The 15,942-nt window shown below is 56.4% G+C and carries 13 protein-coding genes; 10 read left to right on the top strand and 3 right to left on the bottom strand.

What is annotated here, in order from left to right:
• The first annotated feature begins 48 nt into the window (after positions 1-48).
• The 6 genes from mmuP (at position 49) to tauD (ending at position 5,946) form a co-directional block, all read left to right on the top strand.
• On the top strand, positions 49-1,449 hold the full coding sequence (mmuP, locus tag LA04_RS02750) for an S-methylmethionine permease (protein ID WP_047650396.1): 1,401 nt from the start codon (positions 49-51) through the stop codon (positions 1,447-1,449).
• Complete coding sequence (gene mmuM, locus LA04_RS02755; protein ID WP_047650397.1) at positions 1,436-2,368, top strand: homocysteine S-methyltransferase; 933 nt, start codon at positions 1,436-1,438, stop codon at positions 2,366-2,368. The genes mmuP and mmuM overlap by 14 nt, the downstream gene beginning before the upstream one ends.
• Before the next feature lie 177 nt (positions 2,369-2,545).
• A complete protein-coding gene (gene tauA, locus LA04_RS02760; protein WP_023293188.1) occupies positions 2,546-3,508 on the top strand; it encodes a taurine ABC transporter substrate-binding protein in 963 nt (320 codons plus the stop codon).
• 10 nt (positions 3,509-3,518) lie between these two features.
• On the top strand, positions 3,519-4,286 hold the full coding sequence (tauB, locus tag LA04_RS02765) for a taurine ABC transporter ATP-binding subunit (RefSeq protein ID WP_047650398.1): 768 nt from the start codon (positions 3,519-3,521) through the stop codon (positions 4,284-4,286).
• Positions 4,283-5,101: a taurine ABC transporter permease TauC gene (gene tauC, locus LA04_RS02770; RefSeq protein ID WP_047650399.1), complete on the top strand. Its 819-nt coding sequence runs from the start codon at positions 4,283-4,285 to the stop codon at positions 5,099-5,101. The genes tauB and tauC overlap by 4 nt, the downstream gene beginning before the upstream one ends.
• Complete coding sequence (tauD, locus tag LA04_RS02775) at positions 5,098-5,946, top strand: taurine dioxygenase (protein WP_047650400.1); 849 nt, start codon at positions 5,098-5,100, stop codon at positions 5,944-5,946. The genes tauC and tauD overlap by 4 nt, the downstream gene beginning before the upstream one ends.
• Positions 5,947-6,009: 63 nt before the next feature.
• On the opposite strand, the gene LA04_RS02780 is transcribed toward tauD, so the two are convergent.
• Together LA04_RS02780 and hemB are read right to left on the bottom strand one after the other, a co-directional pair.
• Positions 6,010-7,710, bottom strand: a complete 1,701-nt coding sequence (locus LA04_RS02780; protein ID WP_047650401.1) for a lysophospholipid acyltransferase family protein — start codon at positions 7,708-7,710, stop codon at positions 6,010-6,012.
• A 72-nt stretch (positions 7,711-7,782) separates the two neighbouring features.
• Positions 7,783-8,757: a porphobilinogen synthase gene (hemB, locus tag LA04_RS02785; protein WP_028017695.1), complete on the bottom strand. Its 975-nt coding sequence runs from the start codon at positions 8,755-8,757 to the stop codon at positions 7,783-7,785.
• A gap of 450 nt (positions 8,758-9,207) precedes the next feature.
• Here hemB and LA04_RS02790 point away from each other — a divergent pair, with 450 nt between their 5' ends.
• Positions 9,208-11,982 (top strand): autotransporter outer membrane beta-barrel domain-containing protein, encoded by a 2,775-nt coding sequence (locus LA04_RS02790; protein ID WP_047650402.1) that lies wholly within the window; start codon positions 9,208-9,210, stop codon positions 11,980-11,982.
• Positions 11,983-12,076: 94 nt separating this feature from the next.
• Positions 12,077-12,700, top strand: a complete 624-nt coding sequence (locus tag LA04_RS02795; protein ID WP_047650403.1) for a helix-turn-helix domain-containing protein — start codon at positions 12,077-12,079, stop codon at positions 12,698-12,700.
• A 2-nt stretch (positions 12,701-12,702) separates the two neighbouring features.
• Here LA04_RS02795 and ampH read toward each other — a convergent pair whose 3' ends face one another.
• Positions 12,703-13,863, bottom strand: coding sequence for a D-alanyl-D-alanine-carboxypeptidase/endopeptidase AmpH (gene ampH / locus LA04_RS02800; protein ID WP_047650404.1), 1,161 nt, complete (start codon positions 13,861-13,863; stop codon positions 12,703-12,705).
• A 204-nt stretch (positions 13,864-14,067) separates the two neighbouring features.
• Here ampH and LA04_RS02805 point away from each other — a divergent pair, with 204 nt between their 5' ends.
• Both LA04_RS02805 and sbmA read left to right on the top strand, forming a co-directional pair.
• Entirely contained in the window at positions 14,068-14,601 is a 534-nt protein-coding gene (locus LA04_RS02805) for an isochorismatase family protein (protein WP_047650405.1), read from the top strand.
• Between the two features lie 115 nt (positions 14,602-14,716).
• The gene (gene sbmA / locus LA04_RS02810; protein WP_047650406.1) at positions 14,717-15,937 is read left to right on the top strand and encodes a peptide antibiotic transporter SbmA; all 1,221 of its coding nucleotides are present in this window, start codon (positions 14,717-14,719) and stop codon (positions 15,935-15,937) included.
• Positions 15,938-15,942: the final 5 nt, after the last annotated feature.

The raw sequence follows: 15,942 nt of genomic DNA on the forward strand, positions 1-15,942 counted from the left end.
AACACACCTTCTTTGGATGTTTAGATGTCCATACGTATAGAAGGTAATATGCAAAAACAACAAGAAAATGGGCAGCTTAAGCGCACCATGAAAACACGCCACCTGATTATGCTCTCGCTGGGCGGCGTGATTGGGACAGGGTTATTCTTCAATACCGGCTACATCATTTCAACGACCGGGGCGGCAGGGACGCTGCTGGCGTACCTGATAGGCGCGCTGGTGGTCTGGCTGGTGATGCAGTGTCTGGGCGAACTTTCCGTGGCGATGCCGGAAACCGGCGCGTTCCACGTCTATGCCGCCCGCTATCTTGGCCCGGCGACGGGCTACACCGTGGCGTGGCTCTACTGGCTCACCTGGACGGTGGCGCTCGGCTCGAGCTTTACCGCCGCCGGGTTCTGCATGCAGTACTGGTTCCCGCAGGTGCCCGTCTGGGCCTGGTGCGTGGTCTTCTGCGTGGTGATTTTTGGCCTGAACGTCATCTCGACGCGCTTCTTTGCTGAAGGCGAATTCTGGTTCTCCCTGGTCAAAGTCATTACCATCATCGCCTTTATTATCCTTGGCGGGGCGGCGGTCTTTGGCTTTATCCCGATGCAGGACGGTTCCCCCGCGCCGGGCTTAAGCAATATCACTGCCGAAGGCTGGTTCCCGCACGGCGGCCTGCCGATCCTGATGACCATGGTGGCGGTGAACTTTGCCTTTTCCGGGACAGAACTCATCGGCATCGCAGCGGGCGAAACGGAAAATCCGCACAAGGTGATTCCGGTTGCGATCCGCACCACCATCGCGCGCCTGATTATCTTCTTTATCGGCACCGTGTTTGTGCTGGCGGCGCTGATCCCGATGCAGCAGGCGGGCGTGGAAAAGAGCCCGTTCGTGCTGGTGTTTGAAAAGGTCGGGATTCCTTACGCGGCAGACATCGTTAACTTCGTGATCCTGACGGCGATCCTCTCGGCGGCGAACTCGGGCCTGTACGCTTCCGGGCGCATGTTGTGGTCGCTGTCGAACGAGAAAACGCTGCCGCGCTGCTTTGCCCGCGTGAACAAAAACGGCGTGCCGCTGACGGCGCTCTCGGTCTCTATGCTCGGCGGCGTGCTGGCGCTGTTCTCCAGCGTCGTGGCCCCGGACACGGTGTTTGTCGCGCTCTCGGCGATTTCTGGCTTTGCGGTGGTGGCGGTGTGGATCAGCATCTGCGCGTCGCACTTCGTTTTCCGCCGCCGTCATCTGCAGTCCGGGCAGCCGCTCTCTGCGCTGCAGTATCGCGCGCCGTGGTATCCGCTGGTGCCGGTGCTCGGTTTTATCCTCTGCGTGGTGGCCTGTGTCGGCCTGTGGTTTGACCCGAGCCAGCGCATTGCCCTTTATTGCGGGCTTCCGTTTGTCGCCCTGTGTTATGGTGCGTACTACCTGACCCGAAATATGACATCGCAGGAGCCTGAACATGTCGCAGAATAACCCGCTTATCGCCATCCTTGAAAAACAGCCGTTTGTGGTGCTGGATGGCGCGATGGCAACGGAGCTGGAAGCGCGCGGCTGTAACCTTGCAGACAGCCTATGGTCTGCCAAAGTGCTGGTTGAAAACCCGGATCTTATCCGCGAAGTGCATCTCGACTACTATCGAGCGGGCGCGCAGGTGGCGATCACCGCCAGCTATCAGGCCACGCCTGCGGGGTTTGCGGCGCGAGGTCTGGACGAGGCGCAGTCCCGCGCGCTGATTGGTAAAAGCGTGGAGCTGGCGCGTAAGGCGCGCGAAGCGTATCTGGCTGAAAATCCGCACGCGGGTACGCTGCTGGTAGCGGGCTCCGTTGGGCCTTACGGCGCCTATCTGGCGGATGGCTCAGAGTATCGCGGCGACTATGTGCGCAGTGCGGAAGAATTCACCACCTTCCATCGTCCTCGAGTGGAAGCGCTGCTGGATGCGGGCGCTGACCTGCTGGCCTGCGAAACCCTACCATCCTTTGAGGAGATTAAGGCGCTGGCGGCGTTGCTGTCTGAATATCCCCGCGCCCGGGCGTGGTTCTCGTTCACCTTACGCGACAGCGAGCACCTGAGCGACGGTACGCCGCTGCGCGAGGTGGTCAGCGTGCTGGCAAGCTCTCCGCAGATCGTCGCGCAGGGCATTAACTGCATCGCACTGGAAAACACTACGGCGGCGCTGAAGCATCTGCAAAGCCTGACGTCGCTGCCGCTGGTGGTCTACCCGAACTCGGGCGAGCACTATGACGCGGTAACTAAAACCTGGCACCACCACGGCGAAGCGTGCGAGACGCTGGCGGGGTATCTGCCCCAGTGGCTGGACGCCGGAGCGAAGCTGATTGGCGGCTGCTGTCGCACCACGCCGAAGGATATTGCTGAGCTTACCGCGAAGCGCTGATGCCCTCACCCTGACCCTCTCCCACGGGAGAGGGAAAAAAAACAACCGCACAAAACCAACTATCCTTTCCCGCTTTTTATCTAAAAACGAATCGTTATGAGCGATTCATTTTTATTCCTTTATCAAAATTCCCGCGCCGGAAATACTGCCCTCATAACAACAAGGGGAGCAGGCACTATGGCAATTTCATCGCGAATCACACTTCTCGGCGCACTGGCGCTGTGGGCATTTCAGGCGCAGGCGGTGGACGTCACCGTCGCGTATCAAACCTCTGCGGAACCGGCGAAAGTCGCGCAGGCGGACAACACTTTTGCCAAAGAGAGCGGTGCGAAAGTCGACTGGCGTAAGTTCGACAGCGGCGCCTCCGTGGTGCGTGCGTTAGCCTCCGGCGACGTGCAGATCGGCAATATCGGATCCAGTCCGCTGGCGGTTGCGGCCAGCCAGCAGGTGCCGATTGAGGTTTTCCTGCTCGCCTCGCAACTCGGTAACTCTGAAGCGCTGGTGGTGAAGAAGAACATAACCAAACCTGAGGATCTGATCGGCAAACGCATTGCCGTGCCGTTTATCTCCACCACCCACTACAGCCTGCTGGCGGCGCTCAAACACTGGGGCATCAAGCCGGGTCAGGTACAAATTATCAACCTGCAGCCGCCGGCGATTATCGCCGCCTGGCAGCGCGGGGATATTGACGGGGCCTACGTCTGGGCACCGGCCGTGAACGAGCTGGAAAAAGACGGCACCGTGCTGACCGACTCTGAAAAAGTGGGCCAGTGGGGGGCGCCAACCCTCGACGTGTGGGTCGTGCGTAAAGACTTCGCTGAGAAGCATCCAGAGGTGGTGAAAGCCTTCGCCAAAAGCGCGATTGACGCCCAGCAGCCGTACATCTCTAACCCGGATGAATGGCTGAAGCAGCCCGCCAACCTGGAAAAACTCTCTCGCCTGAGCGGCGTGCCGGAAGCGGACGTGCCGGGGCTGGTGAAAGGCAATACCTATCTGACGCCCGCGCAGCAGGTGCAGCAGCTGACCGGGCCGGTGAACAAAGCGATTGTGGATACCGCCACCTTCCTGAAAGAGCAGGGCAAAGTGCCTGCGGTGGCAGCGGATTACAGCCAGTACGTGACCGATCGTTTTGTGAAATAAGGAGTCCGCCATGCTGAATATTACGAACCTGTACGCCGATTACGGCGGTAAGCCCGCGCTGGAGGAGATCAACCTGACGCTGGACAGCGGTGAGCTGCTGGTGGTGCTGGGCCCGTCCGGGTGCGGAAAAACCACGCTGCTGAATCTGATCGCCGGGTTTGTCCCTTATCAGCATGGCACCATCCAACTGGAAGGCAAAAAGGTGGAAGGCCCGGGCGCCGAGCGCGGCGTGGTCTTCCAGAATGAAGGGCTTCTCCCCTGGCGCAACGTGCAGGAAAACGTGGCGTTTGGGCTGCAGCTTGCGGGCATCAACCGCGAAAAGCGGCTGGAAACGGCACGGGCGATGCTGAAAAAAGTGGGGCTGGAAGGGGCGGAAAAACGCTTAATCTGGCAGCTTTCCGGCGGCCAGCGGCAGCGCGTAGGTATTGCCCGCGCGCTGGCAGCTAATCCGCAGCTGTTGCTGCTGGACGAGCCGTTCGGGGCGCTGGATGCCTTCACCCGCGAGCAGATGCAAACCCTGCTGCTGCGCCTGTGGCACGAGACGGGCAAGCAGGTGCTGTTGATTACCCACGATATCGAAGAGGCGGTGTTTATGGCGACGGAGCTGGTGCTGCTCTCGCCGGGGCCGGGCCGCGTGCTTGAGCGTTTGCCGCTGGATTTCGCCCGCCGCTACGTCGCGGGAGAACCCGTGCGCAGCATTAAATCCGATCCGCTGTTTATCGAACAGCGTGAATACGTTTTAAGCCGCGTGTTTGAACAACGGGAGGCCTTCTCATGAGCATCGTCTTCAGTGAAAAAACGCGCCGCACGCGTCTGGCGCTGCGCTGGCCTTTCTCGCGCCAAATCACGTTGAGCGTCGGTACGCTGCTGGTGCTGCTGGCGGTGTGGTGGGCGGTTGCTGCCCAGCAGTGGATCAGCCCGCTGTTTCTGCCCCCGCCGGGCCAGGTGCTGGCCAAACTCATTACCATCGCCGGGCCGCAGGGCTTTATGGATGCCACGCTCTGGCAGCATCTTGGGGCAAGTCTGGCGCGTATTCTGGTGGCGCTTCTGGCTGCCGTCATCATCGGCATTCCCGTGGGTATTGCGATGGGGCTGAGCCCGACGGTGCGAGGCATCCTCGATCCGCTGATCGAGCTTTACCGCCCGGTGCCGCCGCTGGCCTGGCTGCCGCTGGTGGTTATCTGGTTCGGCATAGGTGAAACGCCCAAAGTTTTACTCATCTATCTGGCGATCTTTGCGCCGGTTGCAATGTCAACGCTGGAAGGCGTGAAGAGCGCCCAGCAGGTGCGGATCCGGGCGGCGCAGTCGCTGGGGGCCAGCCGCACGCAGGTGCTGCTGTTCGTGATTTTACCGGGCGCGCTGCCGGAAATTTTAACCGGGCTGCGCATCGGCCTCGGCGTGGGCTGGTCCACGCTGGTGGCGGCAGAGCTGATTGCGGCCACGCGCGGCCTTGGGTTTATGGTGCAGTCGGCGGGAGAGTTCCTGGCGACTGACGTGGTGCTGGCAGGGATCGCGGCGATCGCCTTCGGATTAGAACTGGGGCTGCGCGCGTTACAGCGCCGCCTGACGCCCTGGCATGGAGAAATACAATGAGTGAACGTCTGACCATTACCCCGCTGGGGCCATACATTGGCGCACAGGTATCGGGCCTGGATGTGACCCGTCCGCTGAGCGATAACCAGTTCGAGCAGCTGTACCACGCGGTGCTGCGTCATCAGGTCGTTTTCCTGCGCGAGCAGGCGATCACCCCGCAGCAGCAGCGCGCGCTGGCCCTGCGCTTTGGCGATCTGCATATCCACCCCGTCTATCCGCATGCGGAAGGTGTGGAGGAGATTATCGTTCTGGACACCCACAACGATAACCCGCCGGATAACGACAACTGGCATACCGACGTGACCTTTATCGAGACGCCGCCCGCCGGGGCGATTCTGGCGGCGAAGCTGCTGCCGGATACGGGGGGCGATACGCTGTGGGCCAGCGGGATTGCGGCGTATGAGGCGCTCTCCGCGCCGCTCCGGACGCTGCTGAGCGGGCTGCGGGCGGAGCACGACTTCAAAAAATCATTCCAGGAATACAAGTATCGCAAAAGCGAAGAGGAGCATCAGCGCTGGCAGGAGGCGGTTGCGAAACATCCTCCGCTGCTGCACCCGGTGGTGCGGACCCATCCGGTCACCGGCAAGCAGGCGCTGTTCGTGAACGAAGGGTTCATCACGCGCATTGTGGACGTGTCCGAGAAAGAGAGTGATGCGCTGCTGGGATTCCTGTTCGCGCATATTACCAAGCCGGAGTTTCAGGTGCGCTGGCGCTGGCAGGAGAATGACCTGGCGATATGGGATAACCGCGTGACGCAGCATTATGCCAATGCGGACTATCTGCCGCAGCGCCGGATTATGCAGCGGGCGACGATTTTGGGCGATAAGCCGTTTTACCGCCCATGATCCTGTAGTACCCGTAGGCCGGGTGGCGGCTACGCCTTACCCGGCCTACAAAAAACTGCACACTTAAAGGTGCGCCTCAATATACCGCTGGTAGCGGTTCGCCTTCAGGTAACACAAATCCACCAGCACCAGCCCATCAACGCAGTTGTTAAACGCCGGGTCGCTGCCGAAATCAATAAACTGCACGCCGCCGGGCTCGCAAAGCTCGGAATATTGCTTGTAGAGCGGCGGAATGCCGCAGCCCAGATTGCCGAGCAGGGATTTCAGCTTTGTCAGGTCGTCTACGTAATCCACGCCGCCAAACTGCGCCAGCACGTCCGGCAGGGACGCGGGATACGGCTGGCGCGAGGCGGCTAGCGGATGCGTCGCCGGGAACCACAGACGGTAAAAGGCCACTAGCAGATCCCGCGCGGCTGGCGGTAACCCCCCGGAAATTGAGACCGGGCCAAACAGGTAACGATAGTTCGGATAACGCGCCAGGTAAGCCCCAATGCCGGACCATAAATAGTCCAGGCCGCGGCGTCCCCAGTAGCGCGGCTGAATAAAGCTGCGCCCCAGCTCAATGCCGTGCTCCAGCACGTCCTGCATTTTGTCGTCGTAGTGGAACAGGCTATAGCTGTACAACCCTTCCAGACCGCGACGTTCAACCTGTCTGGCGGTCGGCATAAAGCGATACGCGCCGACGATCTCCAGATCCTCATCATCCCACAGGATCAGGTGCAGATAATCATCGTCGTAGCAGTCGGTGTCCCGGCGCTTGCCGCTCCCTTCCTCCACCGCGCGAAAGGCAATCTCGCGCAGGCGCCCCAGCTCGCGCAGTAGCGGGGCGTCTTCCTGACCGTTGCGCTGCCAAAGATAGATGGTTTTACCGTCGCTGGTATTGCCCAGACATTCGGCCTGCGCCAGCGCGCGTTTCAGGGTGGCCCGGTCTTCCGGACGGGCAATCGCGCACTGGGTTTTAAAGACGCCGGGCACTCCCTTGCCAAGACGCATCACGTGCTGACGGCACTGCTCGGCCATCTCACGCGACGAAAGGGTGGCGCTGTGCCAGTGATGCCACGCAATCTGCTGGCCGATTTTAATCGGCAGCTGGCTGTGGCGGCGGCGGAACATCTGCTGCATCAATAACAGCATCGACAGCGTCGGGGAGACCAGCGTACTGGCATAAAAGAGCAGGCTGTTATGCGCCTGAATATGCACCGGCAGCAGCGGGGCGCGCAGCTTGCTGGCGAGTTTGATAAAGCCGGAGTGCCATTTTTTATCGCGAATGCCTTTACGCGTGGGGCGGGAAACTTCTCCGGCCGGGAAGAAGATCAGCACGCCTGCGTTTTGCAGATGCTGTTCCATCTGAACCAGGGACGATTTCGCCGTCCTGCCGCCCATATTGTCCACCGGAATAAACAGCGAGCTGAGGGGCTCAAGGTGAGTCAGCATCCGGTTGGTCACGACTTTAACATCGCGACGCACGCGGGAGACGGCGTACATCAGCGCCAGCCCGTCCAGCGTACCCGTCGGGTGGTTGGCAATAATGACCAGCGGGCCATGTTCGGGGATTTGTTCGAGATCGCGGGCGGAAACGGTGCAGAGAATATCAAGGTGTTCCAGAACTTGCTCCACCATATCCAGCCCTTTCAGGTGGCGGTGGGCTGCGGCAAATTGCTGAAATTCGTCTTCGTAAAACAGTCTTTTTAACAGACTTTTTTGCCAGGGTGCAGGCCTCGCCTGAGGCCAAAGATCGTCGAGAACGCTATCGAGGCTAAACATGGTTACTCCTCCTGCCGTCTTGCGAAGACAGTAGAAGGAGCAGATGTCGGTTGTATTGCAGTTTGGTGAAGATTAGCGGAGGATTTTTTTCTCAGCCAGATCCAGCGCGAAGTAGCTGAAGATCAGATCCGCGCCTGCGCGTTTGATGGCGCCGAGGCTTTCGAGGACCACTTTCTCTTCGTCAATCGCACCGGCTAGCGCGGCGAATTTGATCATTGCGTACTCGCCGCTGACCTGGTAAGCGCCCAATGGCAGCTCGGTGCGCTCGCGAATGTCGCGCAGGATATCAAGATACGCACCAGCCGGTTTCACCATCAGGCAGTCTGCACCCTGGGCTTCATCAAGCAGGGATTCACGAATCGCTTCTCGACGGTTAAGCGGGTTCATCTGATAGGTTTTACGATCGCCCTTCAGCGCTGTGCCCGCAGCTTCACGGAACGGGCCGTAGAAGGAGGAGGCAAATTTGGTGGAGTAAGACATGATGGCGGTGTCGGTAAAGCCCGCCGCGTCCAGCGCCTGACGGATCGCCTGAACCTGTCCGTCCATTGCGGCAGAGGGCGCGATGAAGTCCGCACCCGCAGCGGCAGCCACAACCGCCTGCTTGCCGAGGTTAAGCAGGGTAGCATCGTTATCCACGCCGTGATCGCACAGCACGCCGCAGTGGCCGTGAGAGGTGTATTCGCAGAAGCAGGTATCTGACATTACCACCATTTCCGGCACGGTCTCTTTGCAGATGCGGGACATGCGGGCGACGAGGCCATCTTCTTTCCACGCGTCGCTGCCGGTGGCATCGGTATGGTGAGAGATGCCGAAGGTCATCACCGAGCGGATCCCCGCGTTGGCGATACGTTCGATCTCACGCGCCAGATATTTCTCCGGAATGCGCATTACGCCCGGCATGGCTTCGATGGCTTTGTAGTCATCGATCTCTTCTTCGACAAAAATCGGCAACACCAGATCGTTTAAGGTCAGGGTTGTCTCTTCAAACATAGCGCGCAGTGCAGGTGACTTGCGCAGGCGGCGGGGACGTGCAATTAAATCGGTCATGGAATGCCTGATGTTTGTGGAACAAAGAAGGCTAGTGTACCGCAAAGTGAAGCCAGGTGTTTTACTAAAGTGGGCATTTTGTTTTTGCGAAATGCGGCAGATCGGGTTTCATATCATCAGTATATAATACCGTTCAGGATATTATTGAAAGGAGGTGAGATATTCGTGTTGTTTCTATATTAATGGGTATGCATCATTAAAAATGATTTATTATTTGTTATTATATGTTTTGCATTGGTGTACCTGTATTTTAACTTTTTGTTTTTATAATATTAATCTCGAGTGACCCATGCGTTTGTCGCTTTTGAAGTGTTATTAGTCTGAATACGGACTTAATGGAAACATTCATTGAACCTTTTTCAAATGAAACTGCATAATTCCCTCCGCAATTAGATGTTGCAAATTCAATGATGGACAAACTTGCTTACGTCCCTGAGGAGGGATGACCCAATGCAAACATGGAAAAAGAAACTCGTTGTATCTCAACTTGCATTAGCCTGCACACTGGCTATCGCTTCTCAGGCCAATGCGAAGGATATTTCCGGTACGACCTATAATACATTCGGATACGATAATACCGCTTCCACTCCCTGGTATTATGGCTATGCCGATTGGGATTACTCAGACGCGACACACGACGGTGATATTTATCCGGTGATTAATAAAAGCACCGTGAATGGCGTTATTTCAACATACTATCTGGATGATGGCATCAATGGCCGGGCAAATGCGTTAAGTATTTCCAATAGTACTATTAATGGCATGATTACCTCGGAGTGTATGACTTCTTCGTGTGCGGACGGTCTGGATACCGATGGCACCAACCATTCTCAATACGATCGTTTTAGCCTGACCGTTGATAATTCCACCATTAACGATACCTATGAGCATTATGCGTATGACGTCGTGAATGGGGAAAATACGGAAAGACACTATCTGGACACGTATAATCTGGGTAATGCGATTACCCTGGATGTGGAGTCCGATATTGTTATCCAGAATAATTCCCACATTGCCGGTATTACTCTGACGCAGGGATATCAGGAACTGGATAACACTCCTTACGACGGTATTGAAGGCGTAGCCAACAGCAGCAAAGTATTTACAGACACGCTGGTGGTGAAAGACTCCGTTCTGACCTCAGGCGCATACAGCGATCTGGGGACCAGCGGGTTCTACGGTCAAACCGCGAAGCCTGGCGACTACGGTGAAACGAATGCCACGGCAGCAGATGATGCGGCGCTGATCGTTGCAGCTAGCGCGTCTGATAACGCGATGCAGACCACTGCCACGTTCGATCACTCCACCGTTACTGGCGATATTCTGTTCTCCAGCACCTTCGACAACAACTTCTATCCGAACGGCGATCCGGCAACCGATACCACCGACGATGGCATCTATAACCCAACCACCAACGGCTGGGATGGCACCGATAAGCTGGATGTGACTCTCACCAACGGCAGCAAATGGGTCGGCGCAGCGCAGTCCAGCGTCGAGGCTATCGGCACTGCGCAGATGTATGGCCAGGGCTACAGCAACGTAGACTGGAGCACTCTATCCCCTAACAGCATTTGGCCGGACTCCACCTATGACAGCAAAGGACACGTTACGGGTGAAGCGGTATATCAGAGTGGGCTGTTTAACATCGCGCTGGATAACGGCTCAGAGTGGGATACCCGCAAGCTTTCTAATATCGACACGCTGACGGTAAACAACCAGTCTCAGGTTAACGTTGAAGACTCTGGTCTGCTGGCGGACTCCATCACCCTGACCAATGCTTCATCAATGAATATTGGGGACAGCGGTGGCGTGGCGACCGACCATCTGTATCTGGACAGCTATAGCCGTGCGGCACTGACGGAAGAAACGGCCGAACTGTATGCCAACACCATCACCGTGGATAACGGTGCTGAGCTGGCGCTGGGGCTGGGTCAGGTTGATACGCATAATCTGGAACTGACCGATGGCGGGGTACTTAACGTTGCCAGCCGTGATTACGTCCTGAACAGCGATCTGAACAACGCACGCTATATCACTAACGATAAGTACAATGCCGACTACGACTACGGTGTTGTGGCGATGAACTCAGATGGCCATCTGTCAGTAAACGGTGACGTGGCAGGTAACTACCAGGTACGCATCGACGATGCGACCGGTGCAGGTTCCGTTGCTGATTACAAAAACAAAGAGATTATTCGCGTCTATGACAATAACGCGGATACCACTGCCAGCTTTACTGCCGCAAACAAAGCGGATTTAGGTGCTTACACCTATCAGGCACAGCAGCAGGGTGACGCCGTTGTCCTTCAGCAGAAAGAGTTGACCGACTCTGCGAATATGGCGCTGAGCATCCCATCAGCCAATACCAATATCTGGAATCTGCAGCAGGATTCCGTTGGCACGCGTCTGACCAACAGCCGTCACGGCCTGGCGGATAACGGCGGGGCGTGGGTGAGCTACTTCGGCGGCAACTTCGACGGTGACAATGGCGTTATCAGCTACGACCAGGACGTGAGCGGTATTTTGGTGGGTCTGGATACCCAGATTGACGGTAATAATGCGAAGTGGATCGTCGGTGGGGCGGCAGGTTTCGCGAAAGGTGATATCAGCGATCGTACCGGTCAGGTCGATCAGGATAGTCAGACGGCGATGATCTACGCGTCTGCGAAGTTCATGAACGATCTGTTCCTCGACAGCTCCCTGAGCTACACCCGCTTCAACAGCGATCTCTCCGCTAACATGAGCAACGGTCAGTATGTTGACGGCAATACCACTAATGATGCTGTTGGTTTTGGGCTGAAGCTGGGCTATGACTGGAAACCAAACCTCTCTGGCTACGTTACGCCATATGCAGCCGTATCTGGCCTGTTCCAGTCTGGTGATGATTATCGTCTGAGCAATGACATGCGCATGGATGGGCAATCTTACGATAGCCTGCGTTATGAACTCGGTGTTGATACGGGCTACACCTTCAACTACGGCGGCGAACAGGCCCTGACGCCTTACTTCAAACTGGCTTACGTCTATGACGACGCCGATAACAATGCCGATATTAACGGTGACAGCATTGATAACGGCGTGAAAGGTTCCGCTGTTCGCGTTGGGCTGGGCACCCAGTTCAGCTTCACGAAGAACTTCAGCGCTTACACGGATGCCACTTATCTGGGCGGCGGTGACGTTGACCAGAACTGGGGCGCAAATCTGGGTGTGAAATATACCTGGTAATGAATAAAAGCGGGGGAGTAGTTATCTCCCCCACTTTTTATAGAAGTAATAAAAATAATATTGAACCGACAAATACGGATGTCTTGAGGTCTGCATGAACGTTAATGCGAAACCGCTTTCTGAATTACGCCGGCTCGAACAGTATTTAACAGCGGCCAGTACCCCTTTTACATGTGCGCCCCAGCAATTAATTACGTCAGGCGAATGGAATGAGCCTTGTACGATCGTATTACAAACCGGTGTTATTGAGGTTTATCGTTCTTCTGATGAGCTTTTGGTAGGGATTGCGACAGCCCCTTTTATTTTCGGTCTGTCTACGGTGATGATTAATCACTCTCAGGAATACAGGGTGATGGCTAAAACGGTCTGTACCGGTTTTTATTTGCCCACGGAAACCACCCGTCAGCTCATCCAGCAGTATTCACTCTGGAAAGAGGCCTTCTGCTGGTTATCCTGGATAAATTACATTCTTGAGAAACGCGATAAGCAGCTGGTTGGAAATAACTCCTATCACCAGATCCGCTCGATGCTGTTGAATATGGCGGAATGGGATGAAACGCTGCGTTCAAAAATCGGTGTGATGAATCATATTCAACAAAGCACACGAATTTCACGTTCCGTTGTTGCCGAAGTTCTTGCCGCCCTGAGGCAAGGAAACTATATCAATATGAGCCGGGGCAAGCTGGTCAGCATTAACCGCTTGCCCACGGAATATTAAATTTAGTTAGACGCGGTGAGCACCTGGGCCTTATTGGCGCTCAGTTCTGCCACCAGGTTATTAATCCCGTCACTCATATTGACGAAACGCGTATGCGGGGAGCGGGTGACCACCACAAACGCGCCGACGTTTGACTGCGGGATCATGGCCATATAGGTGATGAATCCGCCGCCGCCGCCGGTTTTCTGAATAATTCCCGGACGGCCATTTTTCGGCGCCATATAGACCCAGCCCAGGCCGAGCGCATCGGCTTTACCCGGCACGTCCATTCCTATGACGCGGTGCAGCTGAGTGCGCTGATAAATCAGGGTCTGCATGCGATCGGCCTGGCTGGTGCGAGCGTAAAAATCCGAGGAGAGGAACTGCTGCATCCAGCGCATCATGTCGCCAGGCGTGGAATAGACTCCGCCGCTGCCCACGGCCGCGAGCGTGTTATTGCAGGGGCTGGCGCCTTTCTCCGCCACCATCAGGCGACGGCACTGATCCGGGGATGGGGTAAAGGTAGTGTCTTTCATACCCAGCGGACGGGTTATCTGCTCTTCAAACAGCTGCGTGTAGGGTTTGCCAGCCGCCGTTGAAAGGGCGTCCGCCAGCAGGTCAAAGGCCAGGTTTGAATAAGAGGCCTGCGAACCCGGAGCCGCCTTCAGCGTGGCGGTACTCAGGTAGCTCCAGCGCTGTTCGCGCGTAGGCCAGACAAATACGTCACGGTGCGCTGCCCCGCCTGGCTGCTCACGCGGCAGGGCGCTGGTGTGAGTGGCAAGATTCACCAGCCGAATCGGCGTACCCTGCCAGGTTGGAACCCGGGCGCCTGGAGGCGCGTATTTGCTGAGCGGGTCGTCGAGTTTCACCACGCCCTGGTCGAGCAGTTTCACCAGCATTTCGCTGGTCATCAGCTTGGTTAAGGACGCGATGCGGATAACGGAATCCAGCTGCGGGTGAACGTTATTTCCTGGTCGCGTTTCGCCAAAGCTGCGGAACACACGCTGGTTGCCGTCGATGACGACCATCGCCATCCCGGTCGCGCCGCTGCCGTAATAGATAAGGTTCGCGTAGCGATCGGCAATATCTGAAGCTAAAACGGGCGCCGTCAGCGGTTGGGCTGCCTGGGCGGTAGAAAAGCTCACCGCACACAGCGCGGCAAAAGAGAGCAGACAACGTTTCAACGAAAAGCATCCATGAAGTGTATGAGGAAAGTAATGGGTATTTATACTACTAAACGGTACCGCGCAATGCCCCGAATTGCATAACGATAGCGAGAAAAACGTAACCATGGGTAAATATGAACAATTTACTGACGAGCCATCTCCCATTTTGTGACATCGGGCTTATGATAGGCACCAGTGTCACTCAATCTTACGGAGAACGGTATGTCTGAGAAGCGTGTGGTTATGGTTGTCGATATGCAGAACGGGGTATTTGAAACCCCTCGTCATCAGCGCGAAAAGTGTGTCTCTCTGATCAACCAGCTTACGCAGGCAGCCGACAAGGTGATTTTTATTCAGCATACCGAGGCCGGGGGGCTGGAAGAGGGAAGTGAAGGCTTTGCGTTACTGCCTGAACTCCATCAGCCTGCTGACGCGCTTTACGTCACAAAAACCGCCTGTGATGCCTTCTATAACACCGCGCTTGAGGCGCTGCTGCGTGAGCAGGGCATTCGCGAGTTTGTCATCTGCGGCTGCGCCACCGATTACTGCGTTGACGCGACGATAAAGAACGGCGTCAGCCGGGGTTATCACATCACCGTGGCGGAAGATGCCCATACCACATCCAACCGCCCGGCTGCTGAAGCACAGATCCTGATTAACCATCACAACGACGTCTGGCGTAACTTCATCGCGCCGGCGAATCCTCTCGCAGTGAAACGCACCGAAACAATTCTCGAAAACTGGAAAGCGAACTAATAATCAACCCTCGGGTCTGACCTTTTTGCCTGAGTCGGGAGGCTGGCCTGGGCACGTTTTTCGTGTGGTAACGTGTTGTGCACAGCAACAGCCATAACAACAAGAAGGAAGCATTATGTTTAAGTCTTTTTTCCCAAAGCCGGGGCCTTTTTTCCTGTCGGCATTTATTTGGGCACTCATCGCCGTCATTTTCTGGCAGGCAGGCGGCGGCGCATGGCTGACGCGCATCACGGGGGCAACGGGCGAGGTGCCGATTAGCGCGGCGCGCTTCTGGTCGCTGAGCTATCTGCTGTTTTACGCCTACTACATGGTATGCGTGGGGCTGTTTGCGCTGTTCTGGTTTATGTATTCTCCGCACCGCTGGCAGTATTGGTCAATTCTTGGCACATCGCTGATTATCTTTGTCACCTGGTTCCTCGTGGAAGTGGGCGTGGCGGTTAACGCCTGGTATGCGCCGTTCTACGATCTGATCCAGACCGCGCTGAGCTCGCCGCATAAGGTGACCATCAACCAGTTCTACCATGAAGTTGGGATCTTCCTCGGTATCGCCTTGATTGCGGTGATCATCGGCGTGATGAACAACTTCTTCGTCAGCCACTACGTTTTCCGCTGGCGTACCGCGATGAACGAACATTACATGGCGCACTGGCAGCACCTGCGCCATATCGAAGGCGCCGCGCAGCGTGTGCAGGAAGACACCATGCGTTTTGCCTCCACCCTTGAAGACATGGGCGTAAGCTTTATCAACGCCATCATGACGCTGATCGCCTTCCTGCCCGTGCTGGTAACGCTCTCTGCGCACGTGCCGGATCTGCCGATTGTCGGCCATCTTCCTTATGGTCTGGTGATTGCCGCGATCGTCTGGTCGCTGATGGGCACGGGCCTGCTGGCGGTAGTGGGGATCAAGCTGCCGGGTCTGGAGTTTAAAAATCAACGCGTGGAAGCCGCTTACCGTAAAGAGCTGGTTTACGGTGAAGATGATGCCAACCGCGCCTCGCCGCCGACCGTCCGCGAGCTGTTTGGCGCCGTGCGTCGTAACTATTTCCGACTCTACTTCCACTATATGTATTTCAACATCGCGCGTATTTTGTATCTGCAGGTCGATAACGTTTTCGGTTTGTTCCTGCTGTTCCCGTCGATTGTTGCGGGTACGATTACGCTCGGTCTGATGACGCAGATCACCAACGTTTTCGGTCAGGTTCGAGGCTCGTTCCAGTACCTGATCAGCTCCTGGACCACCCTGGTAGAACTGATGTCCATTTACAAACGTCTGCGCAGTTTTGAACGTGAGCTGGACGATCGTGACCTGCAGGAAGTCACCAACACATTTAGCTAATACAG

The sequence above is a fragment of the Enterobacter sp. UCD-UG_FMILLET genome (genome assembly GCF_000762975.1).
Lineage (GTDB): Bacteria > Pseudomonadota > Gammaproteobacteria > Enterobacterales > Enterobacteriaceae > Enterobacter > Enterobacter dykesii.

Excerpts from the sequence above, each read along its gene's own strand:
- mmuP (WP_047650396.1), top strand. The coding sequence starts at position 49 with ATGCAAAAACAACAAGAAAATGGGCAGCTTAAGCGCACCATGAAAACA.
- mmuM (WP_047650397.1), top strand. The coding sequence starts at position 1,436 with ATGTCGCAGAATAACCCGCTTATCGCCATCCTTGAAAAACAGCCGTTT.
- tauA (WP_023293188.1), top strand. The coding sequence starts at position 2,546 with ATGGCAATTTCATCGCGAATCACACTTCTCGGCGCACTGGCGCTGTGG.
- tauB (WP_047650398.1), top strand. The coding sequence starts at position 3,519 with ATGCTGAATATTACGAACCTGTACGCCGATTACGGCGGTAAGCCCGCG.
- tauC (WP_047650399.1), top strand. The coding sequence starts at position 4,283 with ATGAGCATCGTCTTCAGTGAAAAAACGCGCCGCACGCGTCTGGCGCTG.
- tauD (WP_047650400.1), top strand. The coding sequence starts at position 5,098 with ATGAGTGAACGTCTGACCATTACCCCGCTGGGGCCATACATTGGCGCA.
- LA04_RS02780 (WP_047650401.1), bottom strand. The coding sequence starts at position 7,710 with ATGTTTAGCCTCGATAGCGTTCTCGACGATCTTTGGCCTCAGGCGAGG.
- hemB (WP_028017695.1), bottom strand. The coding sequence starts at position 8,757 with ATGACCGATTTAATTGCACGTCCCCGCCGCCTGCGCAAGTCACCTGCA.
- LA04_RS02790 (WP_047650402.1), top strand. The coding sequence starts at position 9,208 with ATGCAAACATGGAAAAAGAAACTCGTTGTATCTCAACTTGCATTAGCC.
- LA04_RS02795 (WP_047650403.1), top strand. The coding sequence starts at position 12,077 with ATGAACGTTAATGCGAAACCGCTTTCTGAATTACGCCGGCTCGAACAG.
- LA04_RS02805 (WP_047650405.1), top strand. The coding sequence starts at position 14,068 with ATGTCTGAGAAGCGTGTGGTTATGGTTGTCGATATGCAGAACGGGGTA.
- sbmA (WP_047650406.1), top strand. The coding sequence starts at position 14,717 with ATGTTTAAGTCTTTTTTCCCAAAGCCGGGGCCTTTTTTCCTGTCGGCA.